Origin of the sequence: Picosynechococcus sp. PCC 11901 (assembly GCF_005577135.1) — a bacterium.
GTDB lineage: Bacteria > Cyanobacteriota > Cyanobacteriia > Cyanobacteriales > MRBY01 > MRBY01.
Window position 1 is genome coordinate 1,194,252 of sequence record NZ_CP040360.1, and the last position, 18,934, is coordinate 1,213,185.

The 18,934-nt window shown below is 50.0% G+C and carries 18 protein-coding genes; 11 read left to right on the top strand and 7 right to left on the bottom strand.

All coding sequences use genetic code 11. The features are described from left to right. Positions 1-3 precede the first annotated feature (3 nt). Positions 4-387 carry a hypothetical protein gene (locus tag FEK30_RS06710; RefSeq protein WP_138072509.1) on the top strand — a complete coding sequence of 128 codons (384 nt, stop codon included), beginning with the start codon at positions 4-6 and terminating at the stop codon, positions 385-387. 34 nt (positions 388-421) lie between these two features. Here the strand turns inward: FEK30_RS06710 and FEK30_RS06715 are convergent, their stop codons facing one another. Continuing rightward, complete coding sequence (locus FEK30_RS06715) at positions 422-1,426, bottom strand: beta-ketoacyl-ACP synthase 3 (protein WP_138073762.1); 1,005 nt, start codon at positions 1,424-1,426, stop codon at positions 422-424. 50 nt (positions 1,427-1,476) lie between these two features. Then, the gene (plsX, locus tag FEK30_RS06720; RefSeq protein ID WP_030005802.1) at positions 1,477-2,574 is read right to left on the bottom strand and encodes a phosphate acyltransferase PlsX; all 1,098 of its coding nucleotides are present in this window, start codon (positions 2,572-2,574) and stop codon (positions 1,477-1,479) included. A 146-nt stretch (positions 2,575-2,720) separates the two neighbouring features. Here plsX and FEK30_RS06725 point away from each other — a divergent pair, with 146 nt between their 5' ends. The 3 genes from FEK30_RS06725 to FEK30_RS06735 all read left to right on the top strand — a co-directional run bounded on the left by FEK30_RS06725 (position 2,721) and on the right by FEK30_RS06735 (position 5,175). Then, on the top strand, positions 2,721-4,016 hold the full coding sequence (locus tag FEK30_RS06725; RefSeq protein ID WP_168191128.1) for a D-alanyl-D-alanine carboxypeptidase: 1,296 nt from the start codon (positions 2,721-2,723) through the stop codon (positions 4,014-4,016). 222 nt (positions 4,017-4,238) lie between these two features. Further along, complete coding sequence (locus FEK30_RS06730) at positions 4,239-4,868, top strand: precorrin-8X methylmutase (protein ID WP_030005804.1); 630 nt, start codon at positions 4,239-4,241, stop codon at positions 4,866-4,868. A 163-nt stretch (positions 4,869-5,031) separates the two neighbouring features. After that, on the top strand, positions 5,032-5,175 hold the full coding sequence (locus FEK30_RS06735) for a high light inducible protein (protein ID WP_030005805.1): 144 nt from the start codon (positions 5,032-5,034) through the stop codon (positions 5,173-5,175). Between the two features lie 198 nt (positions 5,176-5,373). Here FEK30_RS06735 and zds read toward each other — a convergent pair whose 3' ends face one another. Next, positions 5,374-6,837 carry a 9,9'-di-cis-zeta-carotene desaturase gene (zds, locus tag FEK30_RS06740; RefSeq protein ID WP_138072513.1) on the bottom strand — a complete coding sequence of 488 codons (1,464 nt, stop codon included), beginning with the start codon at positions 6,835-6,837 and terminating at the stop codon, positions 5,374-5,376. A gap of 242 nt (positions 6,838-7,079) precedes the next feature. Between zds and FEK30_RS06745 the strand changes: the two genes are divergently transcribed. The 4 genes from FEK30_RS06745 (at position 7,080) to FEK30_RS06760 (ending at position 12,098) form a co-directional block, all read left to right on the top strand. After that, positions 7,080-7,502 (top strand): tellurite resistance TerB family protein, encoded by a 423-nt coding sequence (locus tag FEK30_RS06745; protein WP_099237775.1) that lies wholly within the window; start codon positions 7,080-7,082, stop codon positions 7,500-7,502. Between the two features lie 68 nt (positions 7,503-7,570). Beyond that, the gene (gene pcrA, locus FEK30_RS06750; protein ID WP_138072515.1) at positions 7,571-9,937 is read left to right on the top strand and encodes a DNA helicase PcrA; all 2,367 of its coding nucleotides are present in this window, start codon (positions 7,571-7,573) and stop codon (positions 9,935-9,937) included. Positions 9,938-9,961: 24 nt separating this feature from the next. Beyond that, positions 9,962-10,543 carry a Uma2 family endonuclease gene (locus tag FEK30_RS06755; RefSeq protein ID WP_138072517.1) on the top strand — a complete coding sequence of 194 codons (582 nt, stop codon included), beginning with the start codon at positions 9,962-9,964 and terminating at the stop codon, positions 10,541-10,543. Between the two features lie 130 nt (positions 10,544-10,673). Further along, entirely contained in the window at positions 10,674-12,098 is a 1,425-nt protein-coding gene (locus FEK30_RS06760; protein WP_138072519.1) for a glycosyltransferase family 2 protein, read from the top strand. 35 nt (positions 12,099-12,133) lie between these two features. Here FEK30_RS06760 and FEK30_RS06765 read toward each other — a convergent pair whose 3' ends face one another. Then, a complete protein-coding gene (locus FEK30_RS06765) occupies positions 12,134-13,366 on the bottom strand; it encodes an MFS transporter (RefSeq protein WP_138072521.1) in 1,233 nt (410 codons plus the stop codon). Between the two features lie 38 nt (positions 13,367-13,404). Further along, a complete protein-coding gene (locus tag FEK30_RS06770) occupies positions 13,405-15,918 on the bottom strand; it encodes an O-antigen ligase family protein (protein WP_138072523.1) in 2,514 nt (837 codons plus the stop codon). Between the two features lie 52 nt (positions 15,919-15,970). Here FEK30_RS06770 and FEK30_RS06775 point away from each other — a divergent pair, with 52 nt between their 5' ends. Next, positions 15,971-16,495, top strand: a complete 525-nt coding sequence (locus tag FEK30_RS06775) for an AAA family ATPase (RefSeq protein WP_138072525.1) — start codon at positions 15,971-15,973, stop codon at positions 16,493-16,495. Here the strand turns inward: FEK30_RS06775 and FEK30_RS06780 are convergent. Together FEK30_RS06780 and FEK30_RS06785 are read right to left on the bottom strand one after the other, a co-directional pair. Further along, the gene (locus tag FEK30_RS06780; protein ID WP_030005814.1) at positions 16,452-16,727 is read right to left on the bottom strand and encodes a DUF3143 domain-containing protein; all 276 of its coding nucleotides are present in this window, start codon (positions 16,725-16,727) and stop codon (positions 16,452-16,454) included. The genes FEK30_RS06775 and FEK30_RS06780 overlap by 44 nt on opposite strands. 85 nt (positions 16,728-16,812) lie before the next feature. Continuing rightward, positions 16,813-17,298 carry a J domain-containing protein gene (locus FEK30_RS06785; protein ID WP_062432325.1) on the bottom strand — a complete coding sequence of 162 codons (486 nt, stop codon included), beginning with the start codon at positions 17,296-17,298 and terminating at the stop codon, positions 16,813-16,815. Between the two features lie 135 nt (positions 17,299-17,433). Between FEK30_RS06785 and FEK30_RS06790 the strand changes: the two genes are divergently transcribed. Then, entirely contained in the window at positions 17,434-18,081 is a 648-nt protein-coding gene (locus FEK30_RS06790; protein WP_138072527.1) for a DciA family protein, read from the top strand. Between the two features lie 419 nt (positions 18,082-18,500). Beyond that, the gene (locus tag FEK30_RS06795; protein WP_062432330.1) at positions 18,501-18,776 is read left to right on the top strand and encodes a hypothetical protein; all 276 of its coding nucleotides are present in this window, start codon (positions 18,501-18,503) and stop codon (positions 18,774-18,776) included. Positions 18,777-18,934 lie beyond the last annotated feature (158 nt).

Sequence of the window (18,934 nt, forward strand, 5' to 3'; positions counted from 1 at the left end):
ACTATGATTTTTAGAGCCTTTTTAGTTGGGATTCTAATTGCTTTTGGAGAAATTATTAATGGCAATTTTCGCGTTAGGTATCTCCAGAAAAAGTTTGGCCGCCGCAAAGGAAAAAATATTAGCCTCTGCTCAGGAATCTTTCTTTTTACCTTGATTGCCTACTTTTGCTTGCCTTGGATCAAGCCTCAAAATCTACTTGAGTGTGCTGGCATTGGCTTGATTTGGGTTATGGTGATGTTGTCTTTGGATTTGTACTTTGGCAGAGTTGTATTTCGATTACCATGGCAAAAAATTGTGGATGATTTCAACCCACTCAAAGGTAATTTTTTAGGCATTGGTATGCTTGTTTTGTTGTTTTGCCCAAGCGTAATATTTTTACTCAAGTAATCTTTTTAAAAGCGGCGATCGCCTTTTTCTTTCACTAATGAGGCATTCCCCATTTAAAGATTGCCGATCCCCAAGAGAGACCCGCCCCAAAGCCAGAGGTGGCTACCGTTTGACCCGGTTTGATTTTGCCAGCCCGCACCGCTTCATCGAGGGCAATAGGGATCGAGGCCGCCGAAGTATTTCCATATTCCTGGAGATTGGCAATTACCTTTTCTGAAGGCAGCTTTAAGCGTTTTGCCACGGCATCAATAATTCGTTGGTTTGCCTGGTGGAGAATGAGCCAATCAATATCTTCTGTGGTGAGACCTGCCCGGAATAGGGTTTTTTCAATGACTTCCGGTACTTTCGCCACCGCAAACCGATAGACCTCGCGCCCATTCATGGTGATTGCTCGATAGCCACCTTTTTGAATTGACACATCATGGATTAAATATTTGGGATGCCCGTCGTAGGCAAGATTCAGGCATTCGTTTTGGCTACCGTCGCTGTACATCTCAAAGCCGAGCAACTGATCCTGGGGACTGCTCTGACAAACCACGGCTCCAGCACCATCGCCAAACAATACACAGGTGGTGCGATCGCCCCAGTCTACCCACCGGGACAACACATCGGCACCAATCACAACAATCTTTTGAAAGGTGCTTGTCCGAAGATATTGGGCTGCTGTCACTAAACCGAAAACAAATCCAGAACAGGCCGCCGTCAGATCAAAGGCGGTGGCATTTTTTGCGCCGATCAACTGCTGTACTTTCCCGGCACTGCCAAACAAATCATCCGGTGTGGATGTCGCCAGGATAATCAAATCAATTTCTTCTGGGTGTAAATGGGCGGCGGCGATCGCCTTTTTTGCCGCCTCTGCCGCCAATTCACTCAAACTACTATCTTCTGGAAGTAAATGACGATTTGCGATCCCCGTTCTAGTGCGAATCCACTCGTCTGAAGTCTCTACCAACTGACTCAGATCATCATTATGGATGACTGCTTTTGGTGTGGCAGAGCCACTTCCTGTAATGGCAATACCTGCCCCATCAAATTTCAATGCTCGACTCCCTTCCTTCCTCGGAGATGATTCATCTGATAGTAATTCATTCACTCGCTTTTTTCTATCATGGCACTGGATGCCACTTCAGAGAGTGTGGTGGTGGAGTTCGTTTGCTGCTCAAGCAGAGCTTGGTGTTCCTCCGTGTAATTCTGAATCCGTTGGATTACCTGGTTGTCAATTGCTTCTTTAGCTAAACGAATTGCATTAAAAATAGACGGTGCCTTCGAGCTACCGTGGCTAATGATACACACCCCAGCCACTCCAAATAGCAGTGCGCCACCGTGTTCTGCATGATCAATGCGTTGCTTAATTCGCTTCAGGTTTGGAGTTAATACCGCCGCCCCAAGTTTGCCCCGCAGACCACGGGGTAATTCTTCTTTTAAGATTTGTAGGAGCACTGCGCCGACTGATTCTGCAAACTTTAAGAGGATATTTCCCGTAAAACCATCGCAGACCACCACATCAAACTCACCGGACAGCACATCCCGTCCTTCAGCGTTCCCCTTGAAAGGAATTGCAGGGTTACTACTCAATAGTTCGTGGGTTTTTAAGGCCAGTTCGTTGCCCTTGGAAGGCTCCTCACCAATATTCAATAAGCCCACCTGTGGTTCCCGGTTCCCCAGGACATACTTGCTGTAAATAGTCCCCATCAGGGCAAACTGCTCCAGATATTTCGGACGACTATCGACATTCGCTCCCACGTCGAGCACGATCACCGAGCGTTCGGGATCCAAGGTCGGAAATACAGCCCCGATTGCAGGCCGATCAATGCCCTTAATGCGACCCAATTTCAAAAGAGCCGCAGCCATCGCCGCCCCAGAATGCCCCGCTGAAACGACGGCATCGGCTTGTTTTTTACGGACAAGCTGCATCGATAAATTAATTGACGCTTTGGGCTTGCGCCGAATGGCCACAAGAGGTTCTTCGCACATTTCCACCACTCCTTCGGCTTCTACCACATGGAGAAACTGGTTGGCTGGAGATGAATGTTCGTCTAAATACTTTTGAATGCGGACAGGGTCACCGACTAGAAAAACTTCTACATTGAGTTCTTCTACGGCTCGGATCGCCCCAGCAACGATTTCGTCTGGAGCATAATCTCCCCCCATAGCGTCTACGGCTATTTTTGCGCGTGTCGATGACATTTTTATCAGGAATAGAAGCCTTCAACATATTACCAGAAGCCTGTTGGGTCACTGAAGTCACGGCTGAGAAGATTTTGATGTTGATATCATTGACCCAAATTTTGATTGTGATTTTGCATTGACGGGGATCAATGGGGGTTTACGGTATGTTAAATGGGTTAATTTTGGGGATTTTGGGTTTTTTGGGCTTTTTTCAGCAAGGGGATGGCACGGATTTGGCGATCGCCTCCTACGCAAGCTTGCAATGGCAAGAAGCGGGCCTCTTCGAGATTCGCTACCAACAGGACACCAATACCCAAACCATTGTGGATCGATACTTAGCGCAATTAGATTCTGGCGGCAAAGATCCGGCGTTACAGGGCATTTGGCTAGAATCAGCCTGGTCAACCCTGGGGAACCACCAGGGAAATCAACCGTTGTCGGCGGCCTCGCTAACGAAAATTGCGACGACCCTAGCGGCCCTGGAGCAGTGGCCGTTGACCCATCGCTTTACCACCCGTGTTTACACAACGGGGACGGTGGCTAATGGTCTAGTTCAGGGAGATTTGATTATTGAGGCAGGGGGCGATCCTTTATTTGTTTGGGAAGAGGCGATCGCCCTGGGAAATGCCCTGAATCAAGCGGGAATTCGTCAAATTGAAGGAGATTTAATTATTGTCGGTGACTTCATGATGAACTATGTTGCTGAGCCTGCCACCTCTGGGGACAGTTTGCGCCTCGCCCTTGATCAACGCGCCTGGAACGACGCCATCGAAACCCAATATCAACAGATGTCGCCGCGTCCTCCCCGTTCCCAGGTGGCGATCGCCGGAAAAATCCTTACTCGCCAAGCCCTACCCGATGGTGCAACCCTCGTCCTCAACCACCAATCCTTAACCCTGGCCGACATCCTCAAACAAATGAATCTCTACAGCAACAATGCCGTAGCCGAGGCGATCGCCCAAAACCTAAACGGTGGCCCAGCCATGGGAACGCGCATTGCCCAAAACCTGAATATTCCGACATCAGAAATCCAGCTCATTAACGGATCTGGCCTCGGCGTCGAAAACAAAGTCTCCCCTCGGGCTGCCGTAGCAATGCTCCAAGCCATCGACAGCAAACTCCAAGGACAACCCTTTACCGTATTCGATCTCCTACCCATTGCAGGCCAAGATCGCGGCGGCACCGTCAATAACCGCACCATTCCCCCAGGCATCGCCTTTAAAACGGGCACCCTCAACCAAGTCAGTGCCCTCGCTGGGGTTATGCCAACCCAAACCCAAGGCAATGTCTGGTTTGCCATTATCAATAACGGCACCTGGGACGTTAGCGGCTATCGACAACAACAGGATCAACTCCTACAAACCCTAAGTGAGCAGTGGCCGGTGATTCCCCCCGTTGACTCAACTCAAAAATCTCCCCCAGACTATTTCGGCAATCCCGAACGCATTCAAGCCAATTAAAAACCCAAGACCCAATCATTACTTCCAGAATTTCAAGCCCAGATAAAAAACTGTCCGAATAATGCCGAAACACTTACCCATCAAGATATTTAGGCGCTTTGCAATGAAACTAATGTCAAGTTGATTTTTCCCGGAGAACTACTCTAGTGGCTTTTCGGGTATGTCAAAATTGTGGAGGACTACCGAACAGAGCCCAACAACGCCGAGGCAGTACAGAATATGATGGAATGGCATCTGACCGACGCCCAAAGTTTAGCCCTCATTGATCGCGAAATTGGCAAACACTCCTTTTCCCCTGCCGAATATGAAATTGTGCGTCAGGTCATTTACTGTACCGCTGACTTTGAGTATGCCCAACTGATTCACTTTTCAGAACACGCCCTCCAGGCTGGTGCAGCGGCCCTGGCCGCTCGCGGTACGATCATCGTCGATGCTCCGATGGTTCGTGTCGGCATCACAGAACAGCTTCAAAATTCCTTCGCCAATCCCGTTTACTGTAGCGCCGATACCCTCACCCGTCCCCAACGGGAAAAGACAAAAACCGCTTGGGGTATGGAAACCCTGGCGCGCCGTTATCCAGAAGCAATTTTTGTCATTGGCCAATCCCAAACCGCCCTGTCTAGTCTGGTCACTTTAGTCAAAAAAGGCATCATTCGCCCTGCGCTGGTCATTTTTACTCCTGCTAATTTTCTGACAGGCACAGCGCCCCAAAAGTATTTAGAAGAAGCGGCGATTCCACACATTTGCATGCAAAGTCGTAAAGGTGGCGCGACCGTTGCCGTGGCGATTATCAATGGTTTGATTAGTTTGTCATGGAAAGCCTACGGACAAGATGTAGGCGAAAACCCTTGAAGGAGAAGGGTTTTTACCCTGTTTTCGTTTCAATCCTCGAAGAAATTTCCCTTCAAGCAAGTAACAAAACGTTGCAAGATATCTGTGCTTTTGTTAAATTAAGTATCAACTGGTTGACTAGAAAACAACTATATACGTCAAGATTCTTCTGAGGAAATAAATTATGGAAAATCAAGAAAGCAAATTTGGTTTTAGCGCCTTCGCTGAAAACTGGAACGGCCGCCTAGCAATGCTCGGTTTCGTAATCGGTCTTTTGACTGAGCTCCTAACCGGAAAAGGTATTCTGGCACAACTCGGCCTCATGTAATTTCTGAGAACTGACGACATTCCAGGATCAGTTATCACAAATTGATTGTTAAAAAAGCACTTAAAAGTTTGAGAGAGGATTGAATTCCTCTCTTTTTTGTTTTTTGTCAGAAAACAATTAAAAAGCCCCCGTTCTATTGGTATCAGGAGGCTTGGTGGACAATTTTTTCAGTTGCAATAATGCCGCAGTAGTTTCGTCCTACACAACCGCAGGGGTTTTCTCGCGTGGTTCTTCGACGGTACGGAGGATTGCTGCTGCTGCTTGGCGACCGGAAATTGTTGCGCCTTCCATGCTGTCGATGTAGTCTTGCTGGGTATAGCTTCCGGCTAAGAATAAATTGTTGATGGGCGTCGCTTGGGCTGGGCGATACACATCCATGCCGGGGGCTTCTCGGTAAAGGGACTGGGCGAGTTTGACGACATTTGACCAAGTCATATTGAGCTCTCGGGAAGAAGGGAAGAGTTTATGTACCTGGGCCAAGACGTGCTGGGCGATTTCTTCATTGCTCTTTTTGATAAATGGATCGCCGGGCGTCAAAACCAATTGCATAAGAGAACCTTCACCTTCTTTGTAGTAATCGGCGGGACTGGCGAGAGCTAAATCGGCAAAACAGGAAAAATCGGCTTGGTGGGTGTAGAGCAGATTATCAATACCGACCGCTTCTTGGAGTTGTTTACGTTTTTCGGGGTCGTTGAGTTCTGTTACCCAACCGTCAAAGCGTAATTGCACAGTGGCGACAGGCACAGCTTCGAGGTTGTAGATGTTGTCAAATTCCGACCATTGACGCCAAGCTTCGGGAATAATGCGCTGGATACCAGGGATATCAAGGGCAAAAACATAGGTATCGGCGGTGATGGTCTCGGTAGTTTCACCGTTGTTAATGACGATGCCATCAATTTTGGATTGTCCTTCTAGGGTGTAGTGGATATCGGTAAGCCGATGGCGGGTATGAATCTTGGTGCCCCGGGCTTCGAGGTAGTTGACAATCGGTTTGTGGAGATATTCGTGGGGAGAGCCTTCGAGCATCCGCAGCACTGAGGCTTCAGTTTTTGCGGCGAAGAACATGAAGATGGTCAACATGCAGCGAGCGGAGATATTTTCGGTGTCGATAAAACCAAGGGCATAGGCGATCGGATTCCACATTTTTTTCAGACTGCCGTCATTACCACCATGGCTCCGGAACCAATCGGCAAAGCTGATTTTATCGAGGTCGCGGATCGTTTTCATGGCTCCGTCAAAATCAACGAGGCCACGCACAATGGGGCTCGTCCCTAGGGCTAGGGAGTTGGCGGCTTTGTCGATCGCCGAAAGTTGAGAAGAAGTAAAGAATGCTTTGAGACCATGGAAAGGAGCACCGACGGGAAAACGGAAGTCGAGTTCGCCAATTTTGCCCCCTTCGTTAATGAATTGGTGGGTGTGTTCCTTGAGGCGGAGGTTATTGCCGGCACCGACTTTTTCCATCAGGGAAAACAGATTGTAGTAGCAACCGAAGAAGACATGAAGGCCCATTTCGATGTGATTGCCGTCTTTGTCAACCCAACTGCCGACTTTTCCACCGACAAAGGGGCGAGCTTCAAAGATTTCGACTTCATGGCCTGCATCGACCAGTTCAATGGCGGTGCTGAGTCCGGCGAGGCCTGCTCCAACGATTGCTACACGCATTACTTTTGTCCTACGGTTTGATTCTCAAAAAAGTATTAATTATTGTAAACGATTGGTGGGGGTCTCTTCGGGGCGATCGCCTTTCTTTCTGGTTGAATCGGTGCGGGTTCAGGAAAAGTTCAAGTCAGAATGTTTAAGATATTCAACAGAAAATTCGGGGTCACAAGACGGGGAGTTTAGGGTAGAGACAATCAAGAAGGTTTTGGCCCATTACTTTCCCCACTGATTCGGGAGGACCCCTTATGCAGACGGCAGATAAAAACAAACAACTTTTTAAAATTCTTTTTAGTGCCGCTTGGATCGACGGCGAAATCCAGGTAGAAGAACGTCAATATCTCCACCAAATTGCGGATCAAAAAAACCTCTCCCAAGATCCGGATATTCGGGCTTTGTTATGTGAGGCGGTTCCTGTTAAACCGGAGGATTGTTACCGTCTCGTCGAAGAATACATTGATGACCATACCAACGAGGCGGAATACCAAGAACTGCTCGATGCGGTTAGCCACATGGTCTACAGCGATAGTCAAATTGAAACGGAAGAGGCGAAATTGCTTAATCGCTTGCAATCTCTAGCGCCGGAGTCCCAGCACGCAAACTCTCCTTTTCAGCGGGTGATCAAATCCATCCAAAAACTCTACAAAGGGGCGATCACCGAGATGAACTAACTGAACCCTGCCACGCCGGGGAGTATGTCAAAATAAGGTCTCTCCTTGTGCTGTGAACCTTACCTTCCATGTCTGACTTGTTAGCCCAACTCAACCCCTCCCAACGTCGTGCTGTTGAACATTTTTGTGGGCCACTCCTGGTGGTGGCCGGGGCTGGCTCAGGCAAAACCAGGGCCTTGACGTTTCGCATTGCCCATTTGATCCGCAACCACCGTGTTGATCCAGAAAATATTCTGGCCGTCACCTTTACGAACAAGGCTGCCCGCGAAATGAAAGAACGGGTGGAACTGCTCTATGCCCAACAACTCGCAGAACTGCAACATGGTAAACCCTTGGGAGGGCTGCCGGAGTTTGAGCAAAAAAAATTGCGATCGCAGGTTTACAAGCAGGTGACAAAACAGCTCTGGATTGGCACGTTTCACAGCCTATGCGCGCGAATTCTCCGGTACGACATCAACAAATATCAGGACGAACGGGGCCGCACCTGGCAGCGCAATTTCACGATCATGGACGATAGCGACGTCCAGACATTGATCAAACGCATTGTCACCCAGCAACTAAACCTAGACGATAAAAAATTCAATCCCCGCACCATCCGCTATCAGATTAGTAATGCCAAAAACCTCGGCCTTGCCCCCAATGACTATGCCCGGCAGCAGGGAGGTTACAAAGGGAAAGTTGTCGCGGAGGTTTATGAAGCCTATCAAACGGCCTTGGCAGCGAATAATTCCCTTGACTTTGATGATTTAATCCTGATTCCGGTGCGGCTATTCCAACAAAATGAATCGATCCTCGGCTATTGGCACAGTCAATTTCACCATATCCTGGTAGATGAATATCAGGATACAAACCGGATTCAGTATGAGTTAATTCGGTTACTCAGTACCAATGGTGAAACAAACCAGGCCGCTTTGGGTTGGCATAATCGCTCTTTGTTTGTGGTAGGGGATGCGGATCAATCCATTTATTCGTTTCGGATGGCGGATTTCACAATCTTGCTGGAATTCCAAGAAAATTTTGGCGATCGCCTCCCCGATGACGAAACCCAAACCATGGTCAAGTTGGAGGAAAATTACCGCTCCCGGGAAAATATTCTGAAAGCCGCCAATGCCTTGATCGAGCAAAATAGCCAGCGGATTGATAAAGTGCTCAAGGCTACCCGGGGCGCCGGAGAAGAAATTTATTGCCACAAGGCGGATAACGAAAACGAAGAAGCGCGATTTGTTTTAAATCAGATCCTCGGTCTGCGGCGCAAAAATCCAGAACTCAACTGGGGCGATTTTGCGATCCTCTACCGCACCAATGCCCAATCCCGCCCTTTTGAAGATCTCCTGATTCGCAACAACATTCCCTACCAAGTAGTGGGCGGCTTCAAGTTCTATGACCGCAAAGAGATTAAAGATGCCCTCGCTTACCTCAAGGCGATCGCCAACCCCGCAGATACCCTGAGCCTGATGCGGGTGATTAATACTCCCAAGCGGGGCATCGGCAAAACCACCGTCGATAAACTCAATCATGCCGCCCAAGAATTAGGCTGTCCCCTCTGGGAAATCCTCAGCGATGAAACCTCTGTGGCCACCATCGCCGGACGGGCCGCTCGGAAAATTAACGAATTTGCCGGGCTAATCCAGGAAATGCAGGGCAAAATGGCGACCATGCGCGGTGCAGATATCCTCGATTATGTGATGGAAAATTCCGGCTATATCGATGATTTAAAAATACAAGGTACTGAAGAAGCCGATAGTCGTGTGGAAAATATTTCCGAGCTTTACAATGCAATGCTGCAATTCCAAGACGAAAACGAAGACAGTAGCTTAAATGGCTTTTTGGAAAATGCGTCCCTCGCTTCGGATCTCGATAACCTCAATGATGAGTCCCAGCAGGTTTCTTTGATGACGCTCCATTCAGCGAAGGGTTTGGAATTTCCGGTGGTCTTTTTGGTAGGGCTAGAGCAGGGGCTATTTCCCCATACCCGCTCCTTAAATGATCCCGTTGCTTTAGAAGAAGAACGACGGTTGTGTTACGTGGGCCTGACCCGCGCCCAGGAGCAATTATTCCTCAGCTATACCAGGGAGCGGTATATGTGGGGTTATCGAGAGCCTGCCGTTGCCTCGCAATTTCTCGCAGAACTCCCCCAGGAGTTGGTAACTTCCAATGGGCGATCGCCGGCCCCAATGCCCCCGAAGCAGGAACCCAAAATGATGTCCATTAGCCAGAAGCAACGCTCCCAGAAAAGACGGGAACGACAGGCCGCCCGCACCGAAGTGGCCCAACAAAAATGGGACATTGGCGATCGCGTCCACCACAACGTCTTTGGGGAAGGGGAAGTGATCAAAATCTTTGGGGATGACAAAAAGACCAACCTGGCGATCCAGTTTCCCAATCTCGGTAAAAAAATCATTGATCCCCGGGTGGCCCCGATGAAAAAGCTTTAAGTAGATACCAAATTTAAAAAGATTATGATTGCCCTCAGTGACCATTCACACCTAACCCCAGAGGAATATCTCGCCTTTGAAGCGACCAGTGATATCCGCCATGAATACGTCGATGGTGAAGTTTATGCCATGGCTGGCGGCACAGGAAACCACAACCTGATTAGTTTGAACTGTGCCATGTTGTTGAGAAATCATCTAAAAGGCTCTGGCTGTCTGACGTATATGTCCGACATGAAAGTAAATGTTGCTCATCAACGACGCTTTTTTTATCCAGATGTCCTTGTAACCTGCGATCGCCGCGATGATCCGGCCCAGACTTATCTCAACTTTCCGAAACTGATCATCGAAGTGCTTTCTCCCTCGACAAGAAATTTCGATCAAGCCGCCAAATTTTTGTACTATCGCACCATTCCGAGCCTAGAAGAATATTTACTTGTTGGCACAGAAACCCCCTTTGTGCAATGTTTTCGGCGACAGACCCAAGATATTTGGATGCTACAAATCTACGAAGGACTTGAGGCGATCGCCCATTTAGAATCCTTTGATCTTGATGCCCCCCTCACGGACATTTACGAAGGAGTAACTTTCACTGCGCCAACTCCGTAGCGATGGTCGCACAGTCCCTTGAGAACCGTTCCCCAAGGGGGCAGGCCTATCGATTATCATGAATGTCGAGCGGCAAACGCAATTATCCCCAGCCCCCGAACCGCACTTTTTGGAAGAGGAGAATCTCCGCATGGCAAATCAACCCTGGCAAACCGATGACAATCACGATCCCCTTGGGGCTTTTTTAGATGAACTGACTGATCCAGAGGTAGCCGAAGCGGAATTTCGGAGTGATTTTTTCCAGGGATTAGGGGGGCGTCGCAAAAAGTCAGCCTTGATGCTCAGTTTCATCTGGGCGATCGCCTTTGTTCTCCACAGTGTGAGCTGGGGGTCAACGGCGGTTTTGGGAGCTACGGGTCTGCTTTTGATTCAGGCCATCCGTTTGGTTAGCGCCCAGCCCGATCCTCAACCCCAACCCCTAGCTGACGCAGATTTAACCACTGCACCCATCGTTTCCCTCATTGTCTCGGCGAAGAACGAAGAAGCCGTCATTGGGCGTTTAGTAAAAAATCTCTGCCAATTGGATTACCCGACGGCGAAATGTGAGGTCTGGTTAATTGATGATGCCAGCACCGACAAAACGCCCCAGATCCTCGATCAATTGGCTCTGGAGTATCCCCAGTTAAAGGTGGTGCATCGCTCTCCCAATGCCGGTGGTGGGAAGTCAGGTGCCCTCAACCAAGTTCTAGCCCAAACCCAGGGCGAAATTATTGCGGTCTTTGATGCTGATGCCACGGTACCGCCGGAATTTTTGCGCCATGTGGTGCCCCTCTTTGCCGATGAAAATGTCGGGGCGATCCAAGTCCGGAAGGCGATCGCCAATGAACCGCTAAATTTCTGGACGAAGGGTCAAGCCACAGAAATGATCCTCGACAGTTATTTTCAACAACAACGAATTGCCCTGGGGGGCATCGGTGAACTGCGGGGCAATGGTCAGTTTGTGCGCCGTTCTGCATTGGATCAATGTGGTGGTTGGAACGAAGAAACGATCACCGATGATTTGGATTTGACGATCCGCCTTCACCTGGACAATTGGAAAATTGGCTTTTTGCTTAATCCCGCCGTTAACGAAGAAGGAGTTACCAAGGCGATCGCCCTCTGGCATCAGCGCAGTCGTTGGGCCGAAGGGGGTTACCAGCGCTACCTCGACTATTGGCGATATTTCTCGAATAAGCGCCTCGGCTTTGGTAAAAAAGTCGATCTCTTTTCCTTCATCTTGATGCAGTATTTGCTCCCCACTGCGGCTATCCCTGACTTTATTTTTGCGGCACTGAAGGGCCATTTACCCGTCCTGATGCCGATGACGACCCTCGCCCTCGGCCTTTCCCTCTGGGCAATGGTGCAGGGAAATATGCGTGTCTATCACGAGTTGCCCTGGACTTGGGCGAAGGTCACGAAAATTTTTACGGCCTGTGGTCTGACGATGGTTTATATGCTCCACTGGATGGTCGTGATGCCCCTGACTACGGCCCGGATGTCGGTGCGCCCCAAACGGCTCAAGTGGGTTAAAACCACCCACCAGGGAGAAGAAGAAAGTTTTGTTTCTCAGACTTAGTGAATTTACAGGAAATAATTAACCATTGAACGGAGTTAACCCTCCGTTTTTTTGTGGGTGATAAGGGTTTCGAGGTACCGCAAGGTCAACAGACAAGGAACAATACTCACTGCCCCCGCCAGCCAAAATCCATGGGCGATCGCCGGCACCTGATCCAAGGCCCAACCGCCGATCGGTGGCCCAATTAAATAGCCAATCGCCCAACATTGGGAATTCAGTGCGAGGTAAACACCCCGTTGGGAGGCTGGGGCGAGATCAACCACTAAAGCAGAAGCGGCTGGGGTATAGGCATCGGTGGCTAGGGCTAAAATCCCCAAACTGGCGATCGCCCCCACCAGGGCCGGAATTGCACCAATACCCGCTCCCCACATCACCGTAAAACCCATGCCCCATAACAGGAGGGAAACCATCAGGGCATGGGGTCGGCTCAAGCCATTTAAACGCCGGGCAATGGGCAACTGACAGACGGAAGCAAACACGATATGCCAGGCAAACAGGCCACTAATCACCTGGGGCGAAAATTCAATGAAATTCGTGAGGTATAGGGGCGCGGTGCTTTGGATCTGGGCGATATACAGCGTAAACATCACATTGACCGCCATATAAATTACCAGCCGTTGATCCTGGAGGGCCGTTAACCAGCTATTACCTTCAGCTTGGACATCCTCGTGGCTTTGGTAGGTTTCGGCGATCGCCACCCAGATCACCCCAAAGAACACCACAAAACTGATGCCATCGAGGACAAACAGCAAACGATAATTTTGAATCGTCGCAATGATCAAGCCCCCCAGCATCACCCCTGTACCGAGGCCAATGTTATCTGCCAGGCGCACCAGGGCAAAGGCTTCATTACGCTGACTACCGCTGGTTAGATCTGCCACCACTGTTTCTGTCGCAGGCCAATACAGACCGATCCCCAAGCCCATTAACAAATTTCCCAACACCAAGAGCCAAAACGTATCTGCCGTTGCCAAAGCCACATCGGCGATCGCCGAAACCCCTGCGGCAGCCAGCAGCGTTTTTTTGCGTCCCCAGGCTGGATTATCCGCCCCTGTTCCCCCTAAAAAACGGCCCACAACCCCCGAAACCGAGGCACTCCCTAAGGCAAGGCCCACCTGGGTCGCTGATAGGCCCACCTGATTTACGAAAAAGATTGGCGCATAAAAGGCAGTGAACCCGGTGCCAATCTGGGAAAGGAGTCGGCCTGCGGCGAGGATCCAGATCTGGCGATCAAGGCCCAGCAGCCAAGTTTTTGATGCATTACCCATGAAATTTTTAAATTGCGCTTAAATGTTGACCGTGAAATCTATTGTTCCCTGAGTTGGAAACCGTTTTCAGTGGGGTGAGGCAGGTCCAACGCCTCGGTACGGACATCGTTGATCAGCTGATCTAAAACCGGGAACGTGCGGGGATAACCACTTCCCAGCCCCAACAATGACAGGAGACGAAACGTCTGGAGATCATCGGGACGCAACACCGTATCCACCGCTTCAAAATCCTCACTACGGTAAAGCAGTCGAGAGGCTAGGCGCTCACTACCGACGGGTTTGGCAAGTTCGGCAATCTGCTTCAGCCATGTCTGGAGCGTCACCCCTTCGGCACGGCGGGAGGTCAGGAGATAGGTTTGGGAGTCTTCTGCATCGGCTTGTTTGAGGTTTAGATTTAGATTAAAGTCCGGCTGAAACCAGGCCTTGAGAATGAGCCAACGGGTATTATTGTCTGGGTTTTGGGTAATTTGTTGGTCGATGATTTCCAAGGCTTGTTCGGGTTGGCGATCGCCTAAAATCAACACTTGCACCATCGGTGAAAATTGGCTGAGATGATCTCGGTGGGGAATCGGCAGACTATGCCACCAAGCCAACCAAGCCATTCGTTCCTGGAGGGTGATGATGTAAGGATCTTGGGGATCAAGGCGTTCAAGTAGCTCCTGGTACAAAGCGAGGGACGCTTCGACAGCCTCCACCCGCACCGCCACAAAGGGTTCTTGTTCCCATTGGCCGAGGGTCATGATATTGGGGTCAACTAAGCCCTGGAGCGCAAAGGCGGCGATTGCCTTTTCCCGTTGATCGGTCTGGAGGTAGGTTTGACCGAGGAGAAAATAGGTGGGTTCTGCCTCCCGTGAGAGTAACTGGATTGCCCGTTCAAAGTATGGTTGCGCCAAGCTTGGGTCTAATTCCCGCAGGACAACCCCTGTATTAACGTTGGCATAGTAATCGTTGGGGATCAGGGAGTGGGCATCGAGAAAATATTCCGCCGCCAGTTCTGTGGTTTGTTGGTTGCTTTCTGGGTTATCCGTTGCCTGGCGCGTTCCCCACAGCCACAGGCCCAAGCGGAGGGGATAGTTCACATTCCAGCCATTGAGGGCATAGGCGCGGTTCACTGCGGTAAAGGCTGCTTCCGGTTGCCCATTGGCCCAGAGGGTCTGCCCCCGCGAAAAAAGATACATCCCAGCACTGTAGGGCACTGCAACTAACAAAGCCCCTAAAAAACCAGCGAGGCTTCCTAAGCTCCACAAACGACGCTGGGGGACGGGCAAGGGTTGGGGAGTGACTTCGTTTAAAATCTGATCTGCAACACTCAGCAGCAAAATAATGGTCAAAGTTAGGGTAAGGCTGATCGGGATATTTTCTAATTGGTAATCGGTGAGGGTCGCCATGGCGTAGGCAAACCAACCGCCCCCCAAACCATAGAGCAACCGTTTGATTTGCGGGTTATCTGTGTGGCGATGGATACGATGACCGAGCCGAATTAGCTGCACCAAGAAAAAGGCGATCGCCACCCCACCGATTAAACCCAGTTCTCCCAGGAGTTGGATCGGATTGCTGTGGAGTTGTTGGATGTGAGCGGCTCCAGAGCCGACATTGATCGGACGGTAGAGGTTATATTCCCGGGACATATTCCCAGGGCCGACCCCCGTTAAAGGGCGATCTCGCAAAATATTTAAGCCCGCCTGCCACATAAATAAGCGGTCTTCGGTTTCCCCATCCACTTGGAACTGCACCGTTGGGAGGCCATTGTTGAGATTAATTTGAATCAGCCGCTGCACCCGGGGATGTTGTAATCCCGCTGTCATCATGATCCCCAACAGAAATAGGGCAATGGTGCCGGAAATCAAGCGTTTTTTACCTTTTGTGCGGCCAATAACGAAGGCAATGGTGGCGATCGCCCACAAAAATAACCCCACAAACCCCCCCCGAGAAGAGCAAGTGTAGAGGAGATAGAGGAGGGGAGCATTTAGCACCAAGAGCAGGCCTCGCATTTTTCCGCGGTGGGCAAGGGCAAAGCTCAAAATAATCGGTAACACAAGGCAGAAATAGGCCGCCATAAAGTTGTGATGGCCCAGGGGAATGGAGTTGCGTTCTAGTTCGCCAGCGGTCATTAACCAACCAATCAGGCTCACGAAACTGATCCCAAAACCCAGCCCCACAAGGCCCCGCCATTGATTTTGCCAAGTCCAAAAACCCAAACCTCCGAAGTTTCGTAAAGCATAAAGGGCAACGCCATACCCGGAAACAGTGACGAGATTAAATAGGGCAACCCCTTTAAACGGCGCAAATACGGTGGATAGTCCACAGGCGATCGCCACCGCTAAAATGCCCCAATCCAAACCATAGCCTAGGGGACGAAAAGGCAGCTCAAATTTCCGGAGCATCACCAAGAGGGCAAAGCCCAACAGTAAGAATCCCCCCTGCCAGAGTAAGATCCAAGGGAAGGCGGCCATAAGGTAATAACTCGGCGGCAAAAACATAAAAAAAATCAAGAGTGCCAAGCCCCCGCAGGCGAGCCAGCGTCCCATTGTCATCTCAGCAAAAGTTTTCATCTATCCCCGTTGATTCGTCGATATTACGCAAAACTATGAGTTCAAACTGATTGTGTTTTCCTCGGCACAACCCCCATCGCATTTTCTCATTGGTGCCCCTGGTTCTGGCAAATCTACCTTTGCCCAGTGGTTGCGCCAAACTATGCCCCAGGCTTGCTTAATTTCTACCGATGGGATTCGGGCGCAATTGTACGGCGACCCAGGGATTCAAGGGGATTGGCCCACCATTGAGGCGATTGTGCTACGGCGGCTACACCAGGCGATCGCCCAGGGAAAACCTGTCATTTATGATGCCACCAACTGCCATCAACCCTGGCGATTAGATTTTTTAAAAAAATGCCCGCCCATGGATTGGCTGGCTTGGTATTTAGCTTGTCCTTTAGAGGTTTGCTTGGCTCGTAACCAAAGGCGATCGCGCCAGGTTCCCCCAGAAATTATCGAAAAAATGATCCATGATCTCGAAGCCGCGCCACCCCAGGCCCAGGAAGGCTTTTTGGCAGTTGTTACGCTGCCGGATTTGCAACCAGAAACCCTTAAGGCCCTGAAAAAACAGCAGCTTCAATATCTCGACGGCTAAGGGAATATTTAAACGAACGCTCAATGTCAGAACCATCGGCCCCCGCTTTGAGGTAGGACACCGCCAGCTCTTCGATTTCGAGGCGAATTTCTGCTTGCCAACCAGGGCGGCCGACTGTCCAACAGTGGAGATTTTGGGGATCTTGCTCGCAGCCCATCTCCCGGAGCCACTGCTCAATTTTGGGGAGGGGATGGTTGTAGAGGGGGCTATCAAGGGAAGGCATCGTGGACATGGTTTTGGTAGAGGGTGATTGGCTTGGCTCAAAAGGCCACAGTTCAGTCTACCAATTTCTTTTTGGTGACAACTGCACTGCAACCCTAAAACAATCCCTCTAGATTTAGGTCTTGGCGGCTAATCCCTAGGGCGATCGCCAACAATACACAACCGACAAAAGTTAAACCCATAATAAAAAGCGCGAAAATTTCCCCCGCCGAGAGGGGCCGATCCGTCGGATCTAGATAGGCAGAATTTGAATAACCACGCTCTCCCTGCTCATTTTGCAAAGGTTGGATCACACTGTAGCGAGAAAACCCAATCTGCAAATCGTAAAGCGATCGCCGCTCCGGACTGCTTAAAATGCCGTAGGCTTCATTGAGACGTTGAAATTTTGCCGTGGCTTCCGCTTCCGGTAAAACCGTCGTATCGGGGTGAAACTGCTTGCTGAGTTCCCGGTAACGTTGGCGGATTTCTAGCGGCGATGCCGTCGGTGATAGGCCCAAAAGACCATAATGACTCTGGGCAATGCGTGTTTTGACATCAAGGACTTTTTCGGTGGTGCGAGACCGCTGGGAAGAACGAGCCATCGTGAACAAACCCCAAAGACTTGCCCCATATTTTATCGTTCTCTCTCCCCAGAGGTAATGTGGTAGTCACAGACAAAAGGCGATCGCCCTTTCGCCATTTTCCCTTGTCCCTTGCCCTGCATTCTCCGACGCCCCATGGGATTCCAATCCATTGATCATCTCCTCAACCATCTGCTTGACCAACCCGCCTGGGCGCACCAAAAACGTTTTACAGCCGTTAATAAGCGTTGGCAAAAGATCCTGCCGAAAAAAAGTCTGGCGAACAGTCATCCCATTCGGATCATTGATGACGTTTTGTGGGTCGCCACCCCCAATCACACCTGGTCACAGCATCTGAATCTCCAGCGCCGCCACCTGCTGGCCCAGCTCAATGCCCAACTAAACCCTCCCCTCAAGGATCTCCGGTTTTCTACCGTCCATTGGCACCGACGGCCTGCCTATTCCCCCCTGGCCGCCGACCCAAATCTCCCCCATCCGAGCCAGATCCCCCCTCGTCCAGACCAACCCCAGCGCCCGGATACTCGTCAAACAAATCAAGATCCCCTCGAAGCCGCGCGCCACTGGGCCGAAACCCAACAGCAACTCTTCGCTGGGTTACCTGCCTGTCCCCGTTGCCAAAGAGCGACGCCCCCTGGGGAACTAAAACGGTGGCAGGTTTGTAGCTTTTGCATTGTGCAGGTTTGGCAGGAACAACAACCCTTAGGTTTGGGCCTTCCTCCCGAATCTTCGGCCCCGGACACTTCTACCGAGCCAGAAAATGCTCCCCCTGAGGATGATCCCTAACTTACTTTTTGCAGGGAATAAAGCAAAGCGCCGGAATCGCGACTGCCGAACTGTGGGAATTCTGAAATGTTCGGTAAAAATTTGGCGATCGCCAAGGTTTTTTGGACGTAATCACTGGCTTATTTTATTTTTCTGGGGAAATACAGAGAAAAAACATCTTGATTGTTAAATGATCCCCATAGTGAATTGGCTGCGTTTTTGCCATATCTTAGGGGGTTACAGGCACATATACCTATTTAAAATTACTGTTAAGAAGTTGAAACATCAAATATAAAAAAAAAACAAACTTTAATTGTGCCTTGATCCGGGTTAATCAAGGGCAGGGATTAAGCTTCAGGGGATCTGGTGATCTGGGTAACAGTCACATAATGAAAACATAAATAAAATTTTTATGACATGGGGTCCCTAGGGGAGCGTTTATGAAACCGCAAAGTTGCTCAGTCTCCACTTGTAAGCATTGTCGTTGTTTTCAGGCTGAAGGGCGTCGTGGCGGCATCTGTAAACGCTTTGAAACGTTTGCGGCAGGGGACTGGACAAGCTGCCCCTTTGCACTCCCTATTTTTGAAGACAGTTGGGAACCCACAACGGATCTAGTATTGCTCGAAAAATCTTTTTCGTTGGAATGTGTGGCCCAAAAAGTACCAACGGCGATCGCCCCGCTGCCAACGACCTATTCTGAGATTCATCCCCAATAGTCGGGATTGGCTCTCTGGCCGACAAAGAAATGGCTTTAAAAACAAAAAATTGATGGCAAAAAACTTAGCATGGGCAACCATGCTTTTTTACTGGTGTTGTTCAGCGAAAAAATAACGGCGATCGCCCCCGTGGTGTAAAAATTAATTTTGGGAAATAC